This window comes from Streptomyces sp. NPDC088147 (genome assembly GCF_044741565.1).
Taxonomy (GTDB): Bacteria; Actinomycetota; Actinomycetes; order Streptomycetales; family Streptomycetaceae; genus Streptomyces.
In genome coordinates, this window is record NZ_JBIUSY010000002.1 from 842,368 (window position 1) to 866,592 (window position 24,225).

General features: G+C 69.9%; 21 protein-coding genes. 14 read left to right on the top strand and 7 right to left on the bottom strand.

The features are described from left to right. Position 1 precedes the first annotated feature (1 nt). Both ACIOGX_RS08950 and ACIOGX_RS08955 read right to left on the bottom strand, forming a co-directional pair. Complete coding sequence (locus ACIOGX_RS08950; RefSeq protein WP_401912047.1) at positions 2–724, bottom strand: class I SAM-dependent methyltransferase; 723 nt, start codon at positions 722–724, stop codon at positions 2–4. Positions 725–795: 71 nt separating this feature from the next. After that, on the bottom strand, positions 796–1,392 hold the full coding sequence (locus ACIOGX_RS08955; RefSeq protein WP_356507117.1) for a DUF3043 domain-containing protein: 597 nt from the start codon (positions 1,390–1,392) through the stop codon (positions 796–798). A gap of 285 nt (positions 1,393–1,677) precedes the next feature. On the opposite strand from ACIOGX_RS08955, the gene ACIOGX_RS08960 reads away from it, so the two are divergent. The 5 genes from ACIOGX_RS08960 (at position 1,678) to ACIOGX_RS08980 (ending at position 8,297) form a co-directional block, all read left to right on the top strand. After that, complete coding sequence (locus ACIOGX_RS08960; protein WP_129769806.1) at positions 1,678–2,445, top strand: PspA/IM30 family protein; 768 nt, start codon at positions 1,678–1,680, stop codon at positions 2,443–2,445. A gap of 9 nt (positions 2,446–2,454) precedes the next feature. After that, positions 2,455–2,736: a hypothetical protein gene (locus tag ACIOGX_RS08965; RefSeq protein WP_129769805.1), complete on the top strand. Its 282-nt coding sequence runs from the start codon at positions 2,455–2,457 to the stop codon at positions 2,734–2,736. Between the two features lie 280 nt (positions 2,737–3,016). Continuing rightward, positions 3,017–4,258, top strand: coding sequence for a sensor histidine kinase (locus ACIOGX_RS08970; RefSeq protein ID WP_356507119.1), 1,242 nt, complete (start codon positions 3,017–3,019; stop codon positions 4,256–4,258). Beyond that, entirely contained in the window at positions 4,255–4,941 is a 687-nt protein-coding gene (locus ACIOGX_RS08975) for a response regulator (protein WP_401911505.1), read from the top strand. Before ACIOGX_RS08970 ends, ACIOGX_RS08975 begins: the two co-directional genes overlap by 4 nt. Positions 4,942–5,135: 194 nt before the next feature. Next, the gene (locus ACIOGX_RS08980) at positions 5,136–8,297 is read left to right on the top strand and encodes an efflux RND transporter permease subunit (protein WP_401911508.1); all 3,162 of its coding nucleotides are present in this window, start codon (positions 5,136–5,138) and stop codon (positions 8,295–8,297) included. A gap of 155 nt (positions 8,298–8,452) precedes the next feature. Here the strand turns inward: ACIOGX_RS08980 and ACIOGX_RS08985 are convergent, their stop codons facing one another. Then, a complete protein-coding gene (locus ACIOGX_RS08985; protein WP_401911511.1) occupies positions 8,453–9,664 on the bottom strand; it encodes a multidrug effflux MFS transporter in 1,212 nt (403 codons plus the stop codon). A 356-nt stretch (positions 9,665–10,020) separates the two neighbouring features. On the opposite strand from ACIOGX_RS08985, the gene ACIOGX_RS08990 reads away from it, so the two are divergent. Both ACIOGX_RS08990 and ACIOGX_RS08995 read left to right on the top strand, forming a co-directional pair. Next, complete coding sequence (locus ACIOGX_RS08990) at positions 10,021–10,581, top strand: SUKH-3 domain-containing protein (RefSeq protein WP_401911514.1); 561 nt, start codon at positions 10,021–10,023, stop codon at positions 10,579–10,581. Between the two features lie 213 nt (positions 10,582–10,794). After that, entirely contained in the window at positions 10,795–11,514 is a 720-nt protein-coding gene (locus ACIOGX_RS08995) for a dienelactone hydrolase family protein (protein ID WP_401911517.1), read from the top strand. Positions 11,515–11,638: 124 nt separating this feature from the next. On the opposite strand, the gene nadA is transcribed toward ACIOGX_RS08995, so the two are convergent. Further along, positions 11,639–12,826 carry a quinolinate synthase NadA gene (gene nadA, locus ACIOGX_RS09000; protein WP_129769797.1) on the bottom strand — a complete coding sequence of 396 codons (1,188 nt, stop codon included), beginning with the start codon at positions 12,824–12,826 and terminating at the stop codon, positions 11,639–11,641. Between the two features lie 333 nt (positions 12,827–13,159). On the opposite strand from nadA, the gene ACIOGX_RS09005 reads away from it, so the two are divergent. Next, positions 13,160–13,516: an iron-sulfur cluster assembly accessory protein gene (locus tag ACIOGX_RS09005; protein WP_329826308.1), complete on the top strand. Its 357-nt coding sequence runs from the start codon at positions 13,160–13,162 to the stop codon at positions 13,514–13,516. Positions 13,517–13,701: 185 nt separating this feature from the next. Here the strand turns inward: ACIOGX_RS09005 and ACIOGX_RS09010 are convergent, their stop codons facing one another. Next, the gene (locus ACIOGX_RS09010) at positions 13,702–15,213 is read right to left on the bottom strand and encodes a hypothetical protein (protein WP_401911521.1); all 1,512 of its coding nucleotides are present in this window, start codon (positions 15,211–15,213) and stop codon (positions 13,702–13,704) included. 258 nt (positions 15,214–15,471) lie between these two features. Here ACIOGX_RS09010 and ACIOGX_RS09015 point away from each other — a divergent pair, with 258 nt between their 5' ends. Next, positions 15,472–16,449, top strand: a complete 978-nt coding sequence (locus tag ACIOGX_RS09015; protein WP_356507133.1) for a carbohydrate kinase family protein — start codon at positions 15,472–15,474, stop codon at positions 16,447–16,449. A 15-nt stretch (positions 16,450–16,464) separates the two neighbouring features. Here the strand turns inward: ACIOGX_RS09015 and ACIOGX_RS09020 are convergent, their stop codons facing one another. Beyond that, a complete protein-coding gene (locus ACIOGX_RS09020; protein ID WP_401763037.1) occupies positions 16,465–17,850 on the bottom strand; it encodes a cysteine desulfurase/sulfurtransferase TusA family protein in 1,386 nt (461 codons plus the stop codon). Positions 17,851–18,200: 350 nt separating this feature from the next. On the opposite strand from ACIOGX_RS09020, the gene coxB reads away from it, so the two are divergent. The 4 genes from coxB (at position 18,201) to ACIOGX_RS09040 (ending at position 22,655) form a co-directional block, all read left to right on the top strand. Next, positions 18,201–19,163, top strand: a complete 963-nt coding sequence (gene coxB, locus ACIOGX_RS09025) for a cytochrome c oxidase subunit II (protein ID WP_356507137.1) — start codon at positions 18,201–18,203, stop codon at positions 19,161–19,163. Next, a complete protein-coding gene (ctaD, locus tag ACIOGX_RS09030) occupies positions 19,160–20,899 on the top strand; it encodes a cytochrome c oxidase subunit I (RefSeq protein ID WP_356507139.1) in 1,740 nt (579 codons plus the stop codon). Before coxB ends, ctaD begins: the two co-directional genes overlap by 4 nt. Continuing rightward, entirely contained in the window at positions 20,896–21,294 is a 399-nt protein-coding gene (locus tag ACIOGX_RS09035; protein WP_129769791.1) for a cytochrome c oxidase subunit 4, read from the top strand. The genes ctaD and ACIOGX_RS09035 overlap by 4 nt, the downstream gene beginning before the upstream one ends. Before the next feature lie 107 nt (positions 21,295–21,401). After that, a complete protein-coding gene (locus ACIOGX_RS09040; protein ID WP_382528630.1) occupies positions 21,402–22,655 on the top strand; it encodes an Ig-like domain-containing protein in 1,254 nt (417 codons plus the stop codon). Positions 22,656–22,984: 329 nt separating this feature from the next. Here the strand turns inward: ACIOGX_RS09040 and ACIOGX_RS09045 are convergent, their stop codons facing one another. Next, complete coding sequence (locus ACIOGX_RS09045; RefSeq protein WP_356507143.1) at positions 22,985–23,386, bottom strand: hypothetical protein; 402 nt, start codon at positions 23,384–23,386, stop codon at positions 22,985–22,987. 197 nt (positions 23,387–23,583) lie between these two features. Here ACIOGX_RS09045 and ACIOGX_RS09050 point away from each other — a divergent pair, with 197 nt between their 5' ends. Next, positions 23,584–24,204 (top strand): heme-copper oxidase subunit III, encoded by a 621-nt coding sequence (locus ACIOGX_RS09050; protein WP_129769788.1) that lies wholly within the window; start codon positions 23,584–23,586, stop codon positions 24,202–24,204. Positions 24,205–24,225: the final 21 nt, after the last annotated feature.

Sequence of the window (24,225 nt, forward strand, 5' to 3'; positions counted from 1 at the left end):
CTCAGCCGCGCACGCCGCACAGGTGCAGCAGCCCGGCGACCCTGCGGTACGGCTCGGTGCGCCCCGCCCGGTCCTCCAGGGCCAGCAGCCGTTCGAGTTCCTCCCCGGCGGACGGCTCCGTGTCCCCGGCCGCGCCGTCCGTGAAGACGCGTACGCCGTACCAGGCGTGCAGCGGCGCGGCGATCCCCGCCAGCGTGGCGGTGAGCGCTTCCAGCCGGTCCGCGCGTACGAGCAGCCCCAGCCGGTTGACGTAGGTGTCCGTGTCGAAGGAGTCCAGTGCTCCCGCCCAGTCCCCGGCCAGGCCGGGCCGCAGGGCCAGGGTGTCCCCGTTGCGTACGAGCAGCGACAGCAGACCGCCCGGCGCCAGCATTCTGGCCAGCCCCGCGAGCAGCGCGTCCCGCTCGTCGGTGTACATCAGCACGCCATGGCAGAGGACCACGTCGAAGCTGCCGGGCAGGAAGTGCACCCCGGTCTCCAGGCCGTCGCCCTCGATCAGCCTGACCCGCTCACGTATGCCCGCGGGCTCCTCGGCCAGCGCCGCGCGCGCCGTGGTGAGGTGCGCGGCGTCCGACTCCAGCCCGGTGACCGTGTGTCCGGCGCGCGCCAGGCGCAGGGCCTGGGTGCCCTGTCCCATGCCGACGTCCAGCACGCGCAGCCGCTGCCCCACCGGGAAGCGGCCGGCGATCTGCTCGTCGAGCTGGCGCGCGACGAGTTCCCGCCGGATGACATGGCGCAGCGCGCCGTGGCCGGCCGACCGCTCGGCCGATCTTTCCGCGCAGCCGGAGACGTCCGTGCTCAGGGCCGCTCTCCGCGCTTGACCTGCGGCTTCGGCAGCCGCAGTCGGCGCATCTGGAGCGTACGCATCAGGCCGTAGGCCACCGCGCCACGCTTCGGGGTGTCCGGGAAGCGCTCGTCGAGCTGCTTCTTGAGCCGGAACCAGAGCCCGATCGAGTCGATGACGATCAGCACGATCACGCCGAGCCAGAGCAGCAGCGCGATGTTCTGGAGGGCGCCGACCCTGACCATGCTCAGGACGAGGATCACCACCGCGAGCGGCAGGAAGAACTCGGCCATGCAGAAGCGTGAGTCGACGAAGTCGCGGACGAAGCGGCGTACCGGCCCCTTGTCACGGGCGGGCAGATAGCGCTCGTCACCACTCGCCAGCGCCTCGCGCTGCTTCGCCAGATCCGCGCGGCGTGCCTCGCGCTGGCGCTTCATGGCCGTCTTGCGGTCGGTCGGCGTCGTGGAGGCGCGACGTCGCTGCGTCTGCGCCTCACTGCGCTTGGGAGTCGGGCGGCCCTTGGGGGCCTGCGGGTCGCGGGGCTGCGTGGAGAGGCCCGGTGTCACCTGGGTGGCGGGGGCCTTCTCTTCCTTGGAACGGCTTCGGAACACAAAACCCAAGGGTACGGGGTGTCGTGGTTGGACCCCACCCCCGTGGGGAACGATCCCGCAACAGCGAGCGTCTGTATGTGGACAGAGGGGGACTTTGTCTCCCCTGTCCCCGACTTCCGTCTACTCCCTGCGCCTGACTGGGGCGCGGAGCAGTCGTCCTTGGGGAGGAGCGCATCCGCGCTCGAACAGTGCGGTAATAGAGGCAGGGCCCGTACTGTGGGTTCTGTTGGAGTGCTGGAGCTGTAGTCCGTCAGAAGGGGGCGCGCGAAGCCCATGAGCGGTGTCATGAAGCGTATGGGGATGATCTTCCGCGCGAAAGCCAACAAGGCCCTTGACCGGGCCGAGGATCCGCGCGAGACCCTCGACTACTCGTACCAGAAGCAGCTGGAACTGCTGCAGAAGGTACGCCGCGGGGTCGCCGATGTGGCGACGTCGCGCAAGCGGCTGGAGTTGCAGCTGAACCAGTTGCAAGGCCAGTCGTCGAAGCTGGAGGACCAGGGCCGCAAGGCGCTGGCGCTCGGCCGGGAGGACCTGGCGCGTGAGGCGCTCTCCCGCCGTGCCTCGCTCCAGCAGCAGGTCACCGACCTGGAGACGCAGCACCAGACGCTGCAAGGCGAGGAGGAGAAGCTCACGCTCGCCGCGCAGCGCCTCCAGGCCAAGGTCGACGCCTTCCGTACGAAGAAGGAGACCATCAAGGCCACCTACACCGCGGCACAGGCGCAGACCCGGATCGGAGAGGCCTTCTCGGGCATCTCCGAGGAGATGGGTGACGTCGGCATGGCGATCCAGCGCGCGGAGGACAAGACCGCGCAGCTGCAGGCGCGGGCCGGCGCGATCGACGAGCTGTTGGCCTCCGGCGCCCTGGACGACCAGTCCGGGATGGCGAAGGACGACATCGCCGCCGAGCTGGACCGCATCTCCGGCGGTACGGACGTCGAGCTGGAGCTCCAGCGCATGAAGGCGGAGCTCGCGGGCGGCTCGGCCCCGAAGCAGGCGATCGAGGGCGGCACCCAGGACGCCCCGCCGACCTCGAACAAATTCGACAAGCAGTAGGGATTCGTCATGATCGTACGGATCATGGGGGAGGGCCAGGTGAAGCTGGCGGACAGCCACTTCACCGAACTCGACACGCTGGACGACGAGCTGCTGGCCGAGATCAGGAACGGCGACGAGGACGGCTTCCGCCGTACGTTCCACGCCCTCCTGGACAAGGTGCGCGAACTCGGCGAGCCGCTGCCCGTCGACTCCCTGGAGCCGTCCGAACTGATCCTTCCCGCTCCTGGCGCGACCCTGGAAGAGGTCCGCGAGATGCTGAACGACGACGGCCTGATCCCCTCGGCCTGACCGGCTTCTCCCGCACTCCAGCACTCTGCGTGCCCCGTGTCCCCGGCTCCGTCCGGCGGCGCGGGGCACGCGTGTGTCCGGGGCCGCGGGGGCACGGCTGTCCGGCGGCGCGGGGCACGTCCGTGGGGCGGCGCGGTGGCACGCGCCGGGGCGGCCTGTCGTACGGCGCCGGGCACGCGCCGGGGCGGGCCCGCCGTGCGGCCCGCGTCCGGGGTGCGGCGCCCACGCGCGTGAGTACCGCCGCCCGTACCCCGTACCGTTGCAGCGTGACCCCTTCCGGATGCCCGACGTGACCTCCCTCGGAACCCCGCTCGTCCGTGCGCGGTGCTGGGTGCGCGCGCATCCGCTCGCGTCCGACGGCGTGCTGGCCGCGGCCGTCCTCGCCGGCATGGTGCTCGGATCGTTCGCCGAGAAGCACGCCGGCCCCGGCGGCCCCACCTTCGGTACCCGCACCCCGGAGCCGCTCACCGTCCTGCTCATGGTGCTCGGCGCGGGAGCGCTCGTCTTCCGGCGCCGCGCGCCCATGCCCGTACTGCTGTGCACCGGCGGGCTGACCCTCGTCGACATCCTCGCGGGCCATCAGCCCGCCCCCGTCGTGTTCAGCGCCGTCATCGCGCTCTACACCGTCGGCGCCCACACCGACCGGCCCACCACCTGGCGCGTCGGCCTCGTGACCATGGCCGTGCTCACCGCCGTCGCGATGCTGCTGAGTCCCGACCCCTGGTACGCCCAGCAGAATCTGTCGATATTCGCCTGGACCGGTATGGCGAGCGCCGCGGGAGACGCCGTACGCAGCCGCCGTGGCTTCATCGACGCCATGCGCGAACGCGCGGAACGCGCCGAACGCACCCGCGAGGAAGAGGCGCGCCGCCGGGTCGCCGAGGAGCGGCTGCGCATCGCCCGCGATCTGCACGATGTCGTCGCCCACCACATCGCCCTGGTCAATGTGCAGGCCGGCGTCGCCTCGCACGTCATGGACAAGCGTCCCGACCAGGCCAAGGAAGCCCTCGCCCACGTACGGCAGGCCAGCCGCTCCGCGCTCAACGAACTGCGCGCCACCGTCGGGCTGCTGCGCCAGTCCGGCGACCCGGCGGCCCCCACGGAACCGGCCCCCGGCCTCGCCCACATCGACGGGCTCCTCGACACCTTCCGCAACGCGGGCCTGCCCGTGGAGTTCGCGGCGAACGGCGCGGGCGCCCCGGAAAGCCCCCTCCCCGCCGCCGTCGACCTCGCCGCGTACCGGATCATCCAGGAGGCCCTGACCAACGTGCGCAAGCACGCCGGGCAGGCGGCGAAGGCCGAGGTCAGCGTCGTGCGCGTGGGCGCCACCATCGAGATCACCGTGCTGGACGACGGGCGGGGCACGGGCGAGCCCGCGGACGGCGGCGGCCACGGTCTCATCGGCATGCGCGAGCGCGTCAACGCACTCGGCGGCGCCCTCACCGCGGGGCCCCGCTACGGCGGCGGCTTCCGCACCCAGGCGATACTGCCGGTCATGAACCGCACGGGGGAGAACGTATGACGATCCGGGTCCTGCTGGCCGACGACCAGACGCTGCTGCGCAGCGCGTTCCGGGTCCTGGTGGACTCCGAGCCGGACATGGAGGTCGTCGCGGAGGCCGCCGACGGCGCGCAGGCCGTGGCCTTCGCCCGCTCCACCCGGCCCGATGTCGTCCTGATGGACATCAGGATGCCCGGCACGGACGGTCTCGCCGCGACCCGCATGATCAGCGCGGAGCCGGACCTGGCCGCGGTGCACGTCGTCATGCTGACCACCTTCGAGGTCGACGAGTACGTGGTGCAGTCGCTGCGCGCCGGGGCCTCCGGCTTCCTCGGCAAGGGCGCGGAGCCGGAGGAACTGCTCAACGCCATCCGGATCGCGGCGGCGGGCGAGGCGCTGCTCTCGCCCGTCGCGACGAAGGGCCTGATCGCCACCTTCCTCGCGCAGGGCGCGGGTTCGGGCGAGAGCGCGGACCCGGCGGTCAGTCCTGAGCGGCTGGACGCGCTCACGGTGCGCGAGCGCGAGGTGCTGGTGCTGGTCGCGGGCGGCCACTCCAATGACGAGATCGCGGAGCGTCTTCAGGTCAGTCCGCTGACGGTCAAGACCCATGTGAACCGCGCGATGGCCAAACTAGGGGCTCGTGACAGGGCCCAATTGGTGGTAATCGCCTACGAATCGGGCCTGGTACGCCCAAGGGTGGAGTAGCACACCTCTCGCGTGTACTCCAAGCGCGGTACAGGCCGGATAAGGAACTCGACCTGCGGTCTACACATCGGCCCCCGCCGATGGCCGATCGTATAGAGGGGCCGTCGTGCCCATCCGCGGAGGCGCCGCAGCGCCCCTCCGTGGCCGAGCCGCCGTGTCCACCTGCCGCGCACACCACAGAAGAGAGACACCCAATGTCCTGGCTGTCAAGATTCAGCCTCGCGCAACGGGCCCTGATAGGGCTGATGTCGATCATCGCGATCGTCTTCGGAGCCATCGCGATACCGCAGCTCAAGCAGCAGCTCCTGCCCTCCATCGAACTCCCCATGGTGTCGGTGATCGCCCCGTACCAGGGTGCCTCCCCCGATGTGGTCGAGAAGCAGGTCGTCGAACCGCTCGAGAACTCCATCAAGACGGTCGACGGCATCAGCGGCATCACCTCCACGGCCAGCGAGGGCAGCGCCGTCGTCATGGCCAGCTTCGACTTCGGGGACGCGGGCACCAAGCAGCTCGTCGCGGACGTCCAGCAGGCCGTCAACCGCGTGCGCTCCCAGCTCCCCGCCGACGTCGACCCGCAGGTCGTGGCCGGCTCGACGGACGACCTCCCGACCGTCGTCCTCGCCGTCACCTCCGACAAGGACCAGCAGGCGCTCGCCGATCAGCTGGACCGTACGGTCGTCCCCGCCCTGGAGGACATCTCCGGCGTCGCGCAGGTCACCGTCGACGGTGTGCGCGACCTCCAGGTCGCCGTCACCCCCGACGACAAGAAGCTCGCCGCCGCGGGCCTCAACACCATGGCGCTCTCCGAGGCGCTGAAGGCCGGCGGTGCCACCTTCCCCGCCGGTGCGTTCTCCGAGGACGGCAAGAGCCGTACGGTCCAGGTCGGCGGCGGGTTCACCTCGCTGAAGCAGATCGAGGACCTGCGGGTACTGCCCCAGGCTGCCGCGGGCGGCGCGGGCGGTTCCGCCGACGCTCCCTCCCCGGTACGCCTCGGTGACATCGCCACCGTCGAGCAGAAGCCGGCCGCCGCGACCTCGCTGACCCGGACGGACGGCAAGCCCAGCCTCGCCGTCTCGGCCACCATGGACAAGGACGGCAGCGCCGTCGCCGTCTCGGACGCCGTCAAGGACAAGCTGCCCGACCTCCGCAAGGACCTCGGCTCCGGCTCCACCCTCACCGTCGTCAGCGACCAGGGCCCGGCCGTCTCCAAGTCGATCTCCGGACTGACCACCGAGGGCGCGCTCGGTCTCGTCTTCGCCGTGATCGTGATCCTGGTCTTCCTGGCCTCGCTCCGCTCCACCATCGTCACCGCCGTCTCCATCCCGCTCTCCATCGTCCTGGCGCTGATCGTGCTGTGGACGCGCGACCTGTCGCTCAACGTGCTCACCCTCGGCGCGCTGACCATCGCGATCGGCCGCGTGGTCGACGACTCGATCGTCGTCCTGGAGAACATCAAGCGGCACCTGGCCTACGGCGAGGAGCGCGAGGGCGCCATCCTCACCGCGGTCAAGGAGGTCGCGGGAGCGGTCACCGCCTCCACGCTCACCACCGTCGCGGTGTTCCTGCCGATCGGTCTGACCGGCGGCATGGTCGGCGAGCTGTTCGGCTCGTTCTCGCTGACGGTGACGGCGGCGCTGCTCGCGTCCCTGCTCGTCTCGCTGACCGTCGTCCCGGTGCTCTCGTACTGGTTCCTGCGCGCGCCGAAGGCCGCCGTCGGGGTCAGCCCCGAGGAGGCCCGCCGCCTGGCCGAGGAGAAGGAGGACCGCAGCAGGCTCCAGCGGCTGTACGTACCGGTGCTGCGCTTCGCGACCCGCCGCCGCATCACCAGCGTGGTCATCGCGATCGTCGTCCTGCTCGGTACGTTCGGCATGGCGCCGCTGCTCAAGACCAACTTCTTCGACCAGGGCGACCAGGAAGTCCTCTCCATCAAGCAGGAGCTGGCCCCGGGCACCAGCCTGGAGTCGGCCGACGCCTCCGCGAAGAAGGTCGAGAAGGTCCTCTCCGGCATCGAGGAGATCAAGGACTACCAGGTCACCGTCGGCTCCTCCGGCTTCATGGCGGCCTTCGGCGGCGGTACGGGCGCCAACCAGGCGTCGTACCAGGTGACCCTGAAGGACTCCGCGACCTACGAGAAGACGCAGGACCGCATCGAGAAGGAGCTGGCCGGGGTCGACGGCATCGGCGAGACGACGATCGGCGCGGGCGGCGGCTTCGGCAGCCAGGACCTGAGCGTCGTCGTCAAGGCGTCCGAGGCGGACACCCTCCGCAAGGCCGCGGACCAGGTCCAGGCCGCCGTAGCGAAGCTCGACGACGTCACCGACGTACAGAGCGACCTCTCGCAGTCCGTCCCGCGCATCTCGGTCAAGGCCAACTCCAAGGCCGCCGCGGCCGGGTTCAACGACACCACGCTCGGTCTCGCGGTCTCCCAGGCGGTACGCGGCACCACCTCGGGCAAGGCGGTCCTGGACGACACCGAGCGCGATGTCGTCGTCACGTCGGCCAAGCCGGCCAAGACGATCTCCGAGCTGAAGAACCTGCCCCTGGGCCCGGTGAAGCTCGGTCAGATCGCGGACGTGAAGCTGGTCCCCGGCCCGGTCTCGATGACCCGCATCGACGGCTCGCGGGCCGCGACGATCACGGCACGGCCGATCGGTGACAACACCGGCGCGGTCAGCGTCTCGCTCCAGTCGGAGATCGACGCCCTGGATCTGCCGGCGGGCGCGACCGCGACCATCGGCGGTGTCTCGCAGGACCAGGACGACGCCTTCGGACAGCTGGCTCTCGCCATGCTGGCGGCCATCGCGATCGTCTTCATGGTCCTGGTCGCGACCTTCCGCTCGCTGATCCAGCCGCTGATCCTGCTGGTTTCCGTCCCCTTCGCGGCCACCGGCGCGATCGGCCTGCTGGTCCTGACCGGTACGGCGATGGGCGTCCCGGCGATGATCGGCATGCTGATGCTGATCGGCATCGTGGTGACCAACGCGATCGTGCTGATCGACCTGATCAACCAGTACCGGTCGCAGGGTCTGGGCGTGGTGGAGGCCATCATCGAGGGTGGCCGTCACCGGCTCCGCCCGATCCTGATGACGGCGCTGGCGACGATCTTCGCGCTGCTCCCGATGGCACTGGGCGTCACCGGCGAGGGCGGCTTCATCGGGCAGCCGCTGGCGGTCGTGGTGATCGGCGGCCTGCTGTCGTCGACGCTGCTGACGCTGCTGCTCGTGCCGACGCTGTACGCGATGGTGGAGCTGCGGAAGGAACGCCGGGCGAAGAAGAAGGCGGCGAAGCGGCACGCCAAGCGGAACGACACCCCGGCGCCGGAGTCGCAGCGCGAACCGGAACCGGCGAACGTCTGAGTTCCGACGCACGGAGGTACTTCCGACGTACTGAGGTACTGAGGTACTGAGGGACTGACCGGGGGATGCCCCGGGGTGGCCGCGAGGATCGGGCCGCCCCGGGGCATCGCTGTGTGCGGGTGCAGGTGCGGATGCGGCCGATGGCTCGTCGGTGGCTACCCGGCGGCCGGGACCCGCGCTCCCGCCCGCCCCGCCCATCCCGCCGCCGTCACCGCCCCCACGCCGCACGCCGTCATCACCGTGAACAGCGGCACCGCCGTGTCCGCTCCGCCGAGCCCCGCCAGCGGCGCCACCACCGCCCCCAGCGCGCTCTGCGCCGTACCGAGCAGCGCCGAGCCCGTGCCCGCCGCGGCCGGGACCCGGGCGAGCGCCAAGGACGTCGCGTTCGTGAGGACCAGGCCCAGGCCGCCGCACACCACCGCCATCGAGACCAGACAGCCGGCCACCGTCAGTCCGCCCGCCACGGCGGCGGCGAGCAGCGACACGGTGCCGGCGAGCACGGTGCGCACCCCCGTACGCAACAGCCGCTCCGGGCCGATCCGGCCCGCCGACCGCGCGCTCACCGCCCCGGCCAGCGCGGTGCACACGGCGCCGCCCGCGAACGTCACGGACGAGACGCCGACGCCCAGCCCCAGTACGTTCTGGAGCAGGAACGGCGACCCGGCGACGTAGCAGAACAGCGTCCCGAAGGCGAAGGCGTACGCGAGGCTGTAGCCGGCGTACGGGCGGTCGCCCGCGACCTCCCGTGCCGTACGGAACAGCTCCCCGCCGCTGCCCGTCCGCCGCCGCGACGGCGGCAGGCTTTCCGGTACGGCGACCACCACGGCCGCCGTGACCAGCAGCGCGACCCCGGCGAGCAGCCAGAACACGCCCCGCCAGCCGGCCGCCCCGAGCACGGCGCCGCCCGCGAGCGGCGCGAGCACCGGCGCCGTCCCGGACAGGGTCATCAAAATCCCGAACAGCCGCGCCGCCGCGGCCCCTTGGGCGACATCCGTGACGACCGCCCGCCCGATCACGACCCCCGCGGCCCCGCTGAACCCGGCCACGAAGCGCAGCACGACCAGCCAGCCGAGCCCCGGCGCGACCGCGCACAACGCGGTGGCCACGGCACACACGGCCGCCCCCGCGAGCAGCGGCCCCCGTCGCCCGTACCGGTCGGAGAGCGGCCCGAACACGAGATGACCGGCCGTCATCCCGCCCAGGAACGAGGTCAGCGTCACCTGCACCCCGGACGCGTCGGTCCCCAGCTCCGCGGTCATCAGGGGAAAGGCCGGCAGATACATGTCCGTCGACAACGGACCGACGAAACAGAGCAGTACGAGCGCGACGGTGAGCCGGGAGCGGGAGCGGCGGTGTGAAAGGGGCATGGGGCGGCAACCTCTTCGTTCCGGTGCGGAGGAGACGGTGAATCGACCGGGAACACAAGGGGATTGCTGGAGCGGAACGGCACAGAAGAACGCACCACGGCTCCGGGAACCGCCCCTCGGGCGGAACACGGCGCGACGGCCGTGCTCGAAACGCCTGGGCGGCTGACGAACATAGGAGACGGTAGACGACATGGGGGACGCCCCGCAATCGAGCGGGACGCCCCCGAGCCTGGCGGGGACCACGCCCGACGGGCACGGTTCGTCTCTACCGCCCTGCCGGAGGTGCGACCCCGCTGTGGAAGCTCTGGGGAACGACGTGCACAGTTGAGCACTGTTTCCGCCAGAGAGGGACGACGATGAAATCACCGCTCCCTGAGGCGAAGCTGGACGAGTGGCTGCGGGCCAACGGCTGGTACCCGGGGCGCGAGAACGTGGACGAGGCCGGGCGTCTCATCGCCATCCGCGTCCGCAACTCCCATGGGCAGGGCTTCCCGCTGCAACCGTGGGAAGAGGTCTTCCGATTCGTCTCGGCCTTCGTCGGGCTGGAGTTCCCCGTTCCCTTGGCACCCGAGAGGAAGTTCCGGGCAGACCCCACATTCGGTTACGACGGGGACGCGGAGTTGATCGTCGCACTCGCGGGAAATCTCGGGCAGCGGCTCTTCCCCGTCGGCTGGGAAACGTCCGAGAACGGGATCGTTTTGCTGGACGAGACCGGGCGTTTCTTCTATCTGCACCACACCGGGGCCTATTTCCTCGGGAAGAACGAGTCCCAGGCCCTCTCCAGCCTGATGACCGGCGACCAGGAAGATGCGGAGGACTACTTCGCCCGACCTGACTCCGGGAGCGGCGGCCTCCATGCCCGTCCGGGACAAGACCGTCAGTCACACCGGTCCGGCCGGGAACGCCCAGGACCGTGACCTATGCGGTGAGGCGGCGTCCGGCCTCGGAGCCTCCGTGAAAACCCGTTGGCGGACCGCGGTGGCCGCTGCTACGTTCCCGGAGGCCGTGCGAGAGAACGAGGAGGTGGTACCCGTGAACGCTGTATCGACATGGGTGCTCCCCTGCGGGGTCACGGCCGGGCGATAGGTCGTCCGGGAGCGCCGCTCTGAGCACTCCCGAAAGGCACGACCATGCGATTCACTTCCGAACAGCGCCTCGACGACGGCGTCCTCGAGCGCGAGTTCATCCTCGGCGAGATCCCCGGCACCCTGTGGACGCCCGGATCAGAACCGGCCCCGCTGATCCTGATGGCCCACAACAACGGCCTGCCCAAGGGGGAGTCCCGGCTGGTGGCCCGAGCCCGGCGATCCGCGGCGTACGGCTACGCGGTGGCGACCATCGACGCCGCCGGGTGCGGTGACCGGCCCCGTTCCCCCGCCGACGAGCAGACCCGCGCCGACCTCCGCCGGGCGATGCGGGCCGGTGAGCCGGTCGATGAGATCTTCGAGTCCCTCGTCGGCCCGCTGGTCGAAGGGGCGGTCCCGGAATGGCGGACCACCCTGGACGCCCTCCTCGCACTGCCCGAGATCGGCGGCCCGGTCGGGTACTCGGGGTGGACCGCCGTCGGCATCCGGCTGGCGGTGGCCGAGCCGCGCATCGCGGCCGCCGGTCTCTTCGCCGGGGGTTTCGTGCCCCGCGCCCAACGCGAGGAGGCCCGGCAGGTCACCATTCCGCTGCTGTTCCTGCTGCAGTGGGACGACGAAGGGAACCCCCGGCAGCGGGCCCTGGACCTGTTCGACGCCTTCGGCACCAAGGAAAAGACGCTGCACGCCAATCTGGGCGGGCACACCGGCACTCCGTGGTTCGAGGCGGAGGACGGGAACCGGTTCTTCGGCCGGCATCTGAAGTAAGGCCGGGCCGTCGGGCGGCCGGCAGACGCACCACCGCCCCGACCGGCCGGTACCGCTCCTCGGCGGCACCGGCCGGTACCGGCGCGGGAGCGGGCCCCTGCGCGGGGGCCCGGCCCCCGCGCGGCTACGGCAGTGCCAGCATCCGTTCCAGCGCCAGCTGCGCGAAGTCCGCCGTCTCCTTGTCGACCTGGATGCGGTTGACCTCGTTGCCCTCGGCCAGTGACTCCAGCGTCCACACCAGGTGCGGCAGATCGATCCGGTTCATCGTCGAGCAGAAGCAGACCGTGCGATCGAGGAACACGATCTCCTTGTCCTCGGCGGCGAAACGGTTCGCCAGCCGCTGTACGAGGTTCAGCTCCGTGCCGATCGCCCACTTCGAGCCGGCCGGGGCCGCCTCCAGCGCCTTGATGATGTACTCCGTCGAGCCGACGTAGTCCGCCGCCGCCACGACCTCGTGCTTGCACTCCGGGTGCACCAGCACGTTCACGCCCGGGATCCGCTCCCGTACGTCGCGGACGGAGTCCAGCGAGAAGCGTCCGTGCACCGAGCAGTGGCCGCGCCACAGGATCATCTTCGCGTCGCGCAGCTCCTGTTCCGTGAGGCCGCCGTTCGGCTTGTGCGGGTTGTACAGGACGCAGTCCTCCAGCGACATCCCCAGATCCCGCACCGCGGTGTTGCGCCCCAGGTGCTGGTCGGGCAGGAAGAGCACCTTGTCGCCCTGCTCGAACGCCCAGTTCAGGGCGCGCTCGGCGTTGGAGGATGTACAGATCGTGCCGCCGTGCTTGCCGGTGAAGGCCTTGATGTCGGCCGAGGAGTTCATGTACGAGACGGGGACGACCCGCTCGGCTATGCCGGCCTCGGTCAGTACGTCCCAGCACTCCGCGACCTGCTCGGCGGTGGCCATGTCGGCCATCGAGCAGCCCGCGGCCAGGTCGGGCAGGACGACCTTCTGGTCGTCGCCGGTCAGGATGTCCGCGGACTCCGCCATGAAGTGCACGCCGCAGAAGACGATGTACTCGGCGTCGGGCCGCGCCGCCGCGTCCCTGGCCAGCTTGAAGGAGTCGCCGGTGACATCCGCGAACTGGATGACCTCGTCACGCTGGTAGTGGTGGCCGAGGACGAAGACCTTGTCCCCGAGCTTCTCCTTCGCCGCGCGGGCGCGCTCCACCAGGTCCGGGTCGGACGGGGAGGGCAGGTCGCCCGGACACTCCACGCCTCGCTCGCTGCGCGGGTCGGCCTCGCGGCCGAGCAGCAGCAGGGCGAGGGGCGTCGGCTGGACGGCGAGATCCTGACGGGGTTGGGCGGTGGTCACGTCACGCACCCTTTCTTCTCTGCAGACGAGCCTTTTCGTCTAATTGACGCTATCTATCATAACCGGTTCACGTCACTTTGACGATGGCGATAGTGTCGATGTGACGCATTCCCCGGGTGGAGCCCTGCCGGAACTCTGACGGAACTCCGCCGGTGCCCCGTCGGAGCCCCGTCGCGGTCGTGACGCAGCCCCCGGGGAACGCCCGCTGCCGCATCGCGGGCCGGTGTGCGAGCATGAAGAAGGGAAACGACACGCGCCAGGGCCCGGAATGAATCCGCGGCCGAGCCGGTTGCACTGTCGGCAAGCAGTCCGTACAACCCGGGAGAGAAGCAGATGTCCGTATCGGACGAGACCACCACCGTGAGCGACGGCATCCTCCTGTCCGACGCCGCCGCGGGCAAGGTCAAGGCCCTGCTGGACCAGGAAGGCCGGGACGACCTCGCACTGCGCGTCGCCGTACAGCCCGGTGGCTGCTCCGGCCTCCGCTACCAGCTGTTCTTCGACGAGCGCTCGCTCGACGGCGATGTCGTCAAGGACTTCGACGGCGTCAAGGTCGTCACCGACCGGATGAGCGCCCCGTACCTGGGCGGCGCCTCCATCGACTTCGTCGACACCATCGAGAAGCAGGGCTTCACGATCGACAACCCGAACGCGACGGGCTCTTGCGCCTGCGGGGACTCCTTCAGCTAGACCGCTGGGACCAGCTGGACCGCTCGGACCAGCTGGACCGCTGGGACAGCACGCGAACGAGAGGCGGCGCCCCCGGAATCCACCGGGGCCGCCGCCTCTCGTTCGCGCGTGTCAGATGTCGCAGGTGTCGCAGGTCTCGGGTGTCGCAGGTGTCGGGTGCCGGGGTCTCGTCCCGGGACCGCGTCTCAGGACTTCAACGGCAGCGGGTCGCCCGTCGTCGACTCCACCACCCGCCGGTCGCCCAGCGGCTTGTCCAGCGTCACCTTCGCCGTCTGGGCCTTGGCCATCGCCACACAGGCCGTCCCCGGCTCCGGGCTCGACTCGGTCAGCCTCACCTTCACCGCCGTACCGCTCTCGTCCGCCGACGCCGTGTACGTACCGCACACACCGCCCCAGAAGTGCAGCACCAGCGACCGCCCCTCGGTGCTGTACGAGGTGACCTGCTTGCCCGGCGACTTCTCGCCCGGCCGTGCCTCCGGCCGCTCGGGCGCCGGCTTCGTCCCGGGCTTCGTCCCCGGCTTCGTCAGGAACTCCGGAGCGACCGCGGTCTGCGTGACCGTGTACGGCATGGCGTCCCCGCCCGGTACCACCTCGAACAGCCAGGACGGTACGAGAGCCCCGCGCCCGTCCACGGACAGCATCGCCAGCCCGAAGACCGCCTTCTCGACCACCATCGGCTCCGCCTCGGGGGCGTTCCCCGGCGTGCACGGAGCCGAGGGCTTCCCGCCCTCCGGCGACGTCCCGCCCTCCAGCGGCGCCGGGGTCGCGCAGCCGCCGATGCGGCCACGGCCGGTGGTGTCGCCCGACGCGTTCAGCTCCTTCAGCGCCTCGTCCGCGCTGATGACCGGATACGCGTCGCTCTGCTCGGGTGCCTTCAACCGGCCGGTGCCGCCCGTCACTTGCCCGTCGGCGCCCACCTGGATCCCGGTGGACCAGCCATAGGTGGGCAGCCCGCCGACCACCGGGTCCGCGTTCACCACCCGGATCGCGCCCATCAGCTGGCGGGCGTCCAGCGCGGCCTTCTCCTGGCCCAGCGCCTTCAGCACCGGAGCCGCCGCCCGCTTCGCCGCCGCCTCGCTCACGGCGTCACCCCCGGCCGCGTCCCCGGGGCCGCCGCCTGTGCTCGGGCAGCTCTTTCCCTTGAGACAGTTGTCACTGCCCGAAGGGCCGTACCGGTCGAACGTCCAGGTGCCCGGCGCCTGCTTGGCGACACGGAGCAGCGGACCCGAACCGTCCTTCTCCGTACCGACCTTCCAGACCGTCCCGTCCGCGCGCGGCGTGCCTGGCACGCCCAGCGCCTCCGCCAGCCGGGCCACATCCGCCGACGCGACCTCTCCGCTCGTGCGGTGGACATGGGCCGTCGCGGGGCCGTCGGGCAGCGAGCCCTTCGCGCGGTAGGTGACCCCGCTCGGATCCGGCTCGCCCGGCGCGATGCCGGGGGGATCGGAGGCGCCGGTCCGGGGTCCGGATCCAGGACCGGACGCGTTCGCCGCGTTGTCGAGGGCCAGCGGCGGCGGCCCGCCGCTCCCCGCCGTACCGTCGCCGGAGGCGCTCGTGGCGACGTACGCGCCACCGCCCCCGGCGATCAGTACCGCCGCCGCCACCGTGGTGACGGCGAGCGGGGAACGCCGCCGGCGTGGGCGTTCGGCGTCGCCGCCGCCTGCTGTGCTCTCCTGGGGCCGCTTCGTACTGGTCACCGCTGCGCTCCTTCGGCTCTGGATCGTTCCCGGGTCGTTCCCTGCCGCCGGTGGGACGGAGCGGGGGAGCGCGCGGTTCCACGGAGTACGCCGACCGGGTGCCCGGAACCGGCCGCCCGGTTCGGCTCAACCGCACCGTATGACCGCCCGGTTCGCGAAGAAAGCCCCACTATCGGGTATTTCATGAGCTTAGGAAGGCCGCCGCCGACCCGATAGCGTGAACTGTCAACCGTTCTCCTCATCAGGAGCGTTCACGCCGTGCGAATCGCAGTCACCGGCTCCATCGCCACCGACCATCTGATGACCTTCCCAGGCCGCTTCGCCGACCAGCTGGTCGCCGAGCAGCTCCACACGGTCTCCCTCTCCTTCCTGGTCGACAACCTCGATGTGCGCAGGGGTGGTGTCGGAGCGAACATCTGCTTCGGCATGGGCCAGCTGGGCACCGCTCCCATCCTGGTCGGCGCGGCCGGATCGGACTTCGACGAGTACCGCGCCTGGCTGGACCGCCACGGGGTCGACACCGCGTCGGTCCGTATCTCCGAGGTCCTCCACACGGCCCGTTTCGTCTGCACGACGGACGCCGACCACAACCAGATCGGCTCCTTCTACACGGGCGCGATGAGCGAGGCCCGGCTGATCGAGCTGAAGAAGGTCGCCGACCGCGTCGGCGGCCTGGACCTGGTGCTGATCGGCGCGGACGACCCCGAGGGCATGCTCCGCCACACCGAGGAGTGCCGTACGCGCGGGATCCCGTTCGCCGCGGACTTCTCGCAGCAGATCGCGCGCATGGGCTCGGACGAGATCCGCACCCTGCTCGACGGCGCCACGTACCTCTTCTCGAACGAGTACGAGAAGGGGCTCATCGAGTCCAAGACCGGCTGGTCCGACGCCGAGATCCTCTCCCGCGTCGGCCACCGCGTCACGACGCTGGGCAAGAACGGCGTCCGTATCGACCGCGTGGGCGAGGAGCCGATCATCGTCGGCTGCCCCGAGGAGGAGACCAAGGCCGACCCGACGGGCGTCGGCGACGCCTTCCGCGCCGGGTTCCTCTCGGGCCTCTCCTGGGGCGTCGGCCTGGAGCGCGCGGCCCAGATCGGCTGCATGCTCGCGACCCTCGTCATCGAGACCGTCGGCACCCAGGAGTACACCCTGCGCCGGACGCACTTCATGGAGCGCTTCACCAAGGCGTACGGCCATGACGCCGCCGCCGAGGTCCAGGCGCACCTGGCGGCCTGACGTACGGCCCGAGCGCTACGACAGCCGGCGGACCACATAGGCGACACCGTGGTCCGCCGGCCGCTCGCCCACGTACTCCTGGCCGCGCATCTCGCACCACGCCGGGATGTCCAGCCGCGCCGCCTCGTCGTCCGAGAGCACCGTCACCGTCCCGCCCACCGGTACGCCGCCGAACACCTTCGCCAGCTCGATCACCGGGACCGGACACCGCTTGCCGAGCGCGTCCACCACGAGCGACGGCGCCGAGCCCGCGGACCCGGCGGCGGAGCCCGGCGCGCCCAGCCGCTCGCGCACACCGGACACCACCGAGGGCAGCACCTCCAGGAACCGGTCCACGTCCGCCTCCGGAGTCCCGAGAGGCAGTGAGATCCGGACATTCCCCTCCGACAGCACGCCCATCGCCCGCAGCACATGGCTCGGGGTGAGTGTGCTGCTCGTACAGGACGATCCGGAGGAGACGGAGAACTCCGCCCGGTCCAGCTCGTGCAGCAGCGCCTCTCCGTCGACATAGAGACAGGAGAAGGTGACGAGATGGGGGAGCCGGCGGTCCGGATCGCCCACCACCTCCACATCGGGCACCAGCTCGGGCACCCGCGCCCTGATCCGGTCCACCAGCGCGCGCAGCCGCACCGCCTCGTCCGCCGCCTCCGCGCGTACCGCCCGCAGGGAGGCCACCGCGGCCACGATGGCCGGAATGTTCTGGAACCCCGGAGCGCGCCCCGACTCCCGCTCGTCGGCCGGGCCTTGCGGAGCGAACCGGACACCCTTGCGCACGGCGAGCAGCCCGACACCCGGCGGGCCGCCCCACTTGTGCGCGCTCCCCGTCAGCAGCGACCACGCGCCCTCCACCGGGCCCCAGCCCAGCGACTGCGCCGCGTCCACCAGCAGCGGTACGCCCCGGCTGCGGCACGCCTCGGCGACGGCCGCCACCGGCTGCTCCGTACCCACCTCGTGGTTGGCCGACTGGAGGCAGGCCAGCGCCGTGTCCTCGCGCAGCGCCCCGGCGTACGCGTCCGGTGACACCGCGCCGAGCCGGTCCACCGGCACCTCGGTCACCGGGCCGCCGGTCGCCGTCTCATGGGCCGCCGCCGCGTGGAGCACCGAGGAGTGCTCCACCGCGGACACCACCGCGTGCCGCCCGATACGCCGGCGCCCCGCGAGCGCACCCGACATTCCGGAATGCACCGCATACGTCCCCGAAGGAGTGAAAACCAGTTCGTCGGGGCGGCAGCCGACGGCCTCGGCGGCGGCCTCGCGCGCCGCGTCCAGCAGGAGTGCGGCCCGCCGGCCCTCGCGGTAGAGCCGGGCGGGGTCGGCCCAGCCCTCGTCCAGGGAAGCCTGGAGAGCCTGGCGGGCGACGGGGTGCAGCGGGGCGGAGGAAGCGACGTCGAAGTAGGCCACGCCCCACGCTAACGCGGGTACCCGGACGTGCTGCTTCCGCGTACGCGGACGTGCCGCTTCCGCGTGCCCGGACGTGCCGGTTCCGCGTACGCGGACGTGCCGGTTCCGTGCATCCGGAGGGGCCGTCAGAAGCGCCCCGGAAGCGGTGCTTCCAGGGTCCCGTGGCCAGTGATCCCACCCCTTCGGGGAGTCGGGCGGCGCGTTGGGCACCCTCCCCGCACGGCCCCAAATCGCGTCCAGTAGGGTTTGGTCCGCATAAACATCCAAACCCCTGCCCGCGTCAGGGTCGGCGACCGACCAGGAGACGGCCGCAGCCGGCCGCGCGGGCGAGACTCTCGGGAAGGCGCTACGTGAGTCCCAACGGCTCCGACCGCTCGTCGCGGCGCCCGATGCGGCGGAAGCTGCCGCAGGTGCTGACTGCGGGCCTGATCCTCGCGACCGCCACCGGTTGCACATACAAGGACTTCCCCCGCCTTGGAATGCCCACCCCAGTGACGGAGGAGGCTCCCCGGATCCTCTCCCTCTGGCAGGGCTCGTGGGCGGCAGCGCTCGTCACGGGCATCCTGGTATGGGGTCTGATCCTGTGGAGCATCATCTTCCACCGGCGCAGCCGCACCAAGGTGGAAGTCCCTCCGCAGACCCGGTACAACATGCCCATCGAGGCGCTGTACACCGTGGTCCCGCTCATCATCGTCTCGGTGCTGTTCTACTTCACCGCCCGGGACGAGTCGAAGCTCCTCTCGCTCTCCGAGAAGCCGACCCACACGGTGAACGTGGTCGGCTACCAGTGGAGCTGGGGCTTCAACTACATCGAGAACGTGGACGGCGACGCCTCCACGGGCAACGAGCTCCCCCCGGAGCTCGACGCCATCCCGAGCCGGTTCACGGATCAGTTCCCCAAGGGTGCCGAGGGCGTCTACGACGCCGGTGTCCCGGGCCAGCGCAATCCCCAGAACGGCAACCCGGGGCCGACCCTGTGGCTGCCCAAGGGCGAGAAGGTCCGGTTCATCCTGACATCGCGTGATGTCATCCACGACTTCTGGGTGGTGCCGTTCCTGATGAAGCAGGACGTCATCCCGGGTCACACCAACGCCTTCGAGGTGACCCCGAACCGGGAGGGCACCTTCATGGGCAAGTGCGCCGAGCTCTGCGGCGTCGACCACTCGCGGATGCTCTTCAACGTCAAGGTGGTCTCTCCGGAGCGCTACCAGAAGCACCTGGAAGAGCTGGCCAAGAAGGGTCAGAACGGCTACATCCCGTCGGGCATCGCGCAGACGGATCCGGCCAGGAATGCGGAGACGAACCAACTGTGAGCATCCTCAACGAACCCCAGGGTGCCGCCGCGGCAGCGGATGACTCGTATGAGAACGAGCTGCCCGTACGGCGCAAGCAGCCGGGCAATGTCGTCGTGAAGTGGCTGACCACCACAGATCACAAGACGATCGGCACGATGTACCTGGTCACGTCGTTCGCGTTCTTCTGCATCGGCGGTCTGATGGCGCTCTTCATGCGCGCCGAACTGGCCCGTCCCGGTACGCAGATCATGTCGAACGAGCAGTTCAACCAGGCGTTCACGATGCACGGCACGATCATGCTGCTGATGTTCGCGACGCCGCTGTTCGCCGGATTCGCGAACTGGATCATGCCGTTGCAGATCGGCGCGCCCGATGTGGCGTTCCCGCGGCTGAACATGTTCGCGTACTGGCTCTACCTCTTCGGCTCGATCATCGCCGTCAGCGGTTTCATCACCCCCCAGGGTGCCGCGGACTTCGGCTGGTTCGCGTACTCGCCGCTGTCGGACGCGGTGCGTTCGCCGGGTATCGGCGCGGACCTGTGGATCATGGGTCTGGCCTTCTCCGGCTTCGGTACGATCCTCGGCTCGGTCAACTTCATCACCACGATCATCTGCATGCGCGCTCCTGGCATGACGATGTTCCGGATGCCGATCTTCACCTGGAACGTGCTGCTGACCGGTGTGCTGGTCCTGCTGGCCTTCCCGGTGCTGGCCGCCGCGCTCTTCGCGCTGGAGGCGGACCGCAAGTTCGGTGCGCATATCTTCGACTCCGCCAACGGCGGAGCGTTGCTCTGGCAGCACCTGTTCTGGTTCTTCGGGCATCCAGAGGTGTACATCATCGCCTTGCCGTTCTTCGGCATCGTCTCCGAAGTGATTCCGGTCTTCTCGCGCAAGCCGATGTTCGGTTACATCGGTCTGGTGGCGGCGACGATCGCGATCGCGGGCCTGTCGGTGACGGTGTGGGCGCACCATATGTACGTGACCGGCGGTGTGTTGTTGCCGTTCTTCTCGTTCATGACCTTCCTGATCGCGGTGCCCACCGGTGTGAAGTTCTTCAACTGGATCGGCACGATGTGGAAGGGCTCACTGTCCTTCGAGACGCCGATGCTGTGGACCATCGGATTCCTGATCACCTTCGTGTTCGGTGGTCTGACCGGTGTGATCCTGGCGTCCCCGCCGATGGACTTCCACGTGTCCGACTCCTACTTCGTGGTGGCGCACTTCCACTACGTGGTGTTCGGCACGGTGGTGTTCGCGATGTTCGCCGGATTCCACTTCTGGTGGCCGAAGTTCACGGGCAAGATGCTGGACGAGCGGCTCGGGAAGATCACCTTCTGGACGCTGTTCATCGGCTTCCACGGCACCTTCCTCGTGCAGCACTGGCTGGGCGCCGAGGGCATGCCGCGCCGTTACGCGGACTATCTCGCCGCCGACGGTTTCACCGCGCTGAACACCATCTCCACGATCAGCTCGTTCGTCCTCGGTCTCTCCGTCCTGCCGTTCTTCTACAACGTCTGGAAGACGGCCAAGTACGGCAAGAAGATCGAGGTCGACGACCCGTGGGGCTACGGCCGTTCACTCGAATGGGCGACTTCCTGCCCGCCGCCGCGGCATAACTTCGTCACGCTTCCGCGGATCCGTTCCGAATCGCCGGCGTTCGATCTGCACCACCCCGAGATCGCCGCGCTGGAGCACCTTGAGCTCGACGGCCAGCAGGACACCGCCCTCGTGGGCGGCAAGGAGGTCGGCAAGTGAAGATCCAAGGCAGGCTGTTCATCTGGCTGAGCGTCTTCATCCTGGCCACCGCCGTCGTCTACGGCGTCTGGTCGAAGGAGCCGGTCGGTACGACGGCGCTGTTCCTCGCCTTCGGCCTGAGCGTCATGATCGGCTTCTATCTGGCCTTCACGGCTCGCCGGATGGACGCCCTGGCCCAGGACAACAAGGAAGCCGACGTCGCGGACGAGGCCGGCGAGGTGGGGTTCTTCGCCCCGCACAGCTGGCAGCCGTTCTCGCTCGCCATCGGTGGCGCGCTGGCCTTCCTGGGTGTGGCGATCGGCTGGTGGCTGCTGTACTTCTCGCTGCCCCTGATCCTGGTCGGTCTCTGGGGCTGGGTCTTCGAGTTCTACCGGGGCGAGAACCAGAACCAGTAGCACGCTGAGTGAACCAGGGGCCCGAGCATTCCCATTCGGAGTGCTCGGGCCCCCCGTTTGCCTCTCTCGCCGTGCGGAAAAGCCGCGGCCGTTCCTATCTTGTGATCATGAACCACAAGCCACGCTTGCGCACCGTGCTGAGCTGCACCCTGCTGGTCGTGTCCCTCTGGGCGAGCGCGACCGCGTGCGGCAGCGGTGACGAGAAGCACCCGCTCTCCGCGAAGCCGGCCGACGCCACGGGCAAGGTCTCCTTCAGCATGTCCGCAGGCAAGACCAAGGCCGACCCGGACAAGCCCCTCGAAGTCACCTCGACGGGGGCCGACGGCAAGATCACCGACGTCACCGCCGTCGACAAGACGGGCCACTACCTGGCAGGCGAGCTCGCCGCCGACGGCACACGCTGGCACTCCACGGCGCCCCTGGCCGCCGGCAGCCGCTACACCGTCAAGGTGTCCACGGAGAGCAAGAAGGGCGCCCCCGGTCTGCGGACCCTCACCTTCGACACCCGCCCCGCCAAGAAGAAGCTCACGGTCGAGTTCGGACCGGATTCCGGCGAGTACGGGGTCGGCCAGCCCATCACCGCCACGCTCAGCGAGCCGGTCACCTCCAAGAAGGCCAGGGACGTCATCGAGCGCTCCCTCAAGGTCCGCTCCCAGCCCGCCGCCGAGGGCGGCGCCTGGCACTGGGTGGACGAGACCGAGCTGCACTACCGCCCCAAGGACTACTGGCCCGCCAACGGGACCGTCACCGCGTCGAGCACGCTCGAAGGTGTGAAGATCAGCAACAAGCTGTACGGCGGCGCGGTCAAGCCGATCAAGATGAAGACCGGCGACCGGGTCGAGGCCATCGTCGACGCCAGCGCGCACTACATGACGGTCTATGTCAACGGGGAAGAGATCAACAGCATCCCGGTGACCACCGGGAAGCCCGGCTTCTCGACGCGTAACGGCATCAAGGTCGTCCTGGGCCAGGAGTACTTCGTCCGGATGCGCGGCACCAGCGTCGGCATCGGCGGTGGCGAGGGCTACGACCTGCCCGTCTACTGGGCCACCCGCGTCACCTGGAGCGGGGAGTACGTCCACGCCGCGCCGTGGTCCGTGGGCTCGCAGGGCGTGGCGAACGTCAGCCACGGCTGCGTGGGCATGTCCACCGGCAACGCCGCCTGGTTCTTCGAGACCGTCCAGGAGGGCGACATCGTCCAGGTCATCAACAGCGCCGGGGACTACATGGAGGACTTCGGCAACGGCTACGGGGACTGGAACGTGGACTGGGAGGACTGGCGCGAGGGCAGCGTCCTCCAGGCCGGGACGAGGGAGGGCAGCAGCCCCGCCGACAAGGCGAGGCTCCGTCCCGTCGTCTGAGCCCCGGGAACGGGAGCCGAACCGCGTGGTCCGAGGAGGGCCGTGGACGTCCGAGTACGGGCGCCCGCGGCCCTCGCCCTCTGTCCGGGCCCGTGTGCCCGGCCGAGCAGGACCTAGGGCCTCTCGTTTGGATCATGCCGGGCTCGCGTGCCCGCGGTGACATCAGCCGCTGCCGCGGCGGGCCGCGCCTCGCCGCGTTGTCGTCGGTCACCAGGGCTCCGCCATGGCTCCCTCCGGCTTGCGATCCTCCCCCGTAGCCTGAACGGCACGGGAGGGACCCCCTCCACCAGGCCCCGCTCCCTGAGCCGGCCTGATCCAAACGAAAGACCCTAGGCGTCCACGGAGAGCCTGGCGCGCAGCAGGGCGGCCAGAGCCTCCGCGAAGCCGACCGGTTCGACCGGGAGGGTCACCGCGGCGTCCGCGCGGCTCCAGGTGGCCAGCCAGGCGTCCTGCGGGCGGCCGATCAGCAGCAGCACGGGCGGGCAGTCGAAGATCTCGTCCTTGATCTGCCGGCAGACCCCCATGCCGCCCGCGGGGACCGTCTCTCCGTCCAGCACACAGACATCGATGCCGCCCCGGTCCAGATGCTTGAGCACCGCGGGCAGGGTGGCGCACTCCAGGAACTCGACCGGCGGTACGTCGGAGGCCGGCCGGCGTCCCGCTGCCAGCCGGACCTGCTCGCGGGTGTTCGCGTCGTCGCTGTAGACCAGCACCGTGGCGGTCGGCTGCATTGTTCCTCCGTGACATCAGTGTCTGCGAGGGCTTCAGGGCGTCATTGCCATGAACCGATGCCGCGGATGCTACTCCGTCGGACACCATGTCAGCACGGGTAATGACGCCCCTTCGCCGGGCCGTTCGAGCTGGGCACATCGCATGGACACACCGAACGGCACCCCCCGGGGTCAGCGCGGGATAAGCGACCGACATAATGTCGGTCGTGGCGACAGCAACGACAGTAGAAACCGGGCACGCGCACCCGTCGGTCAATCGGCCGAACCTCACCAGCGTCGGAACCATCATTTGGTTGAGTTCCGAGCTGATGTTCTTCGCGGCCCTCTTCGCGATGTACTTCACCCTGCGATCGGTGATGGGAGCGGAGTACTGGAGCGAAATGGCCCATGCCTTGAACGTCCCGTTCTCGGCTGCCAACACCACGATCCTGGTGCTCTCCTCGCTCACCTGCCAGCTCGGCGTCTTCGCCGCCGAGCGGGGCGACGTGAAGAAGCTCCGTACGTGGTTCGTGGTGACCTTCGTGATGGGTGCGATCTTCATCGGCGGTCAGGTCTTCGAGTACACCGAGCTGGTCAAGAAGGACGGCATCTCGCTGTCCTCGGACCCGTACGGCTCGGTGTTCTATCTGACCACCGGCTTCCATGGTCTGCACGTGACGGGGGGTCTGATCGCGTTCCTGTTCGTCCTGGGCAGGACGTACGCGGCCAAGAGATTCACCCACGAGCAGGCAACCGCCGCCATCGTCGTGTCCTATTACTGGCACTTCGTCGATGTCGTCTGGATCGGCCTTTTCGCCACGATCTACTTGATCAAGTAGCCGGGCTCCGCGCCCGAGCGC

Coding starts and splice junctions, on each gene's coding strand:
- ACIOGX_RS08995 (WP_401911517.1), top strand. CDS start 10,795: ATGCGATTCACTTCCGAACAGCGCCTCGACGACGGCGTCCTCGAGCGC.
- ACIOGX_RS09050 (WP_129769788.1), top strand. CDS start 23,584: ATGTCGGTCGTGGCGACAGCAACGACAGTAGAAACCGGGCACGCGCAC.
- ACIOGX_RS08985 (WP_401911511.1), bottom strand. CDS start 9,664: ATGCCCCTTTCACACCGCCGCTCCCGCTCCCGGCTCACCGTCGCGCTC.
- ACIOGX_RS09005 (WP_329826308.1), top strand. CDS start 13,160: ATGTCCGTATCGGACGAGACCACCACCGTGAGCGACGGCATCCTCCTG.
- ACIOGX_RS08965 (WP_129769805.1), top strand. CDS start 2,455: ATGATCGTACGGATCATGGGGGAGGGCCAGGTGAAGCTGGCGGACAGC.
- ACIOGX_RS08960 (WP_129769806.1), top strand. CDS start 1,678: ATGAAGCGTATGGGGATGATCTTCCGCGCGAAAGCCAACAAGGCCCTT.
- ACIOGX_RS08970 (WP_356507119.1), top strand. CDS start 3,017: ATGCCCGACGTGACCTCCCTCGGAACCCCGCTCGTCCGTGCGCGGTGC.
- ACIOGX_RS08980 (WP_401911508.1), top strand. CDS start 5,136: ATGTCCTGGCTGTCAAGATTCAGCCTCGCGCAACGGGCCCTGATAGGG.
- ACIOGX_RS08975 (WP_401911505.1), top strand. CDS start 4,255: ATGACGATCCGGGTCCTGCTGGCCGACGACCAGACGCTGCTGCGCAGC.
- ACIOGX_RS09040 (WP_382528630.1), top strand. CDS start 21,402: ATGAACCACAAGCCACGCTTGCGCACCGTGCTGAGCTGCACCCTGCTG.
- ACIOGX_RS09045 (WP_356507143.1), bottom strand. CDS start 23,386: ATGCAGCCGACCGCCACGGTGCTGGTCTACAGCGACGACGCGAACACC.
- ACIOGX_RS08990 (WP_401911514.1), top strand. CDS start 10,021: ATGAAATCACCGCTCCCTGAGGCGAAGCTGGACGAGTGGCTGCGGGCC.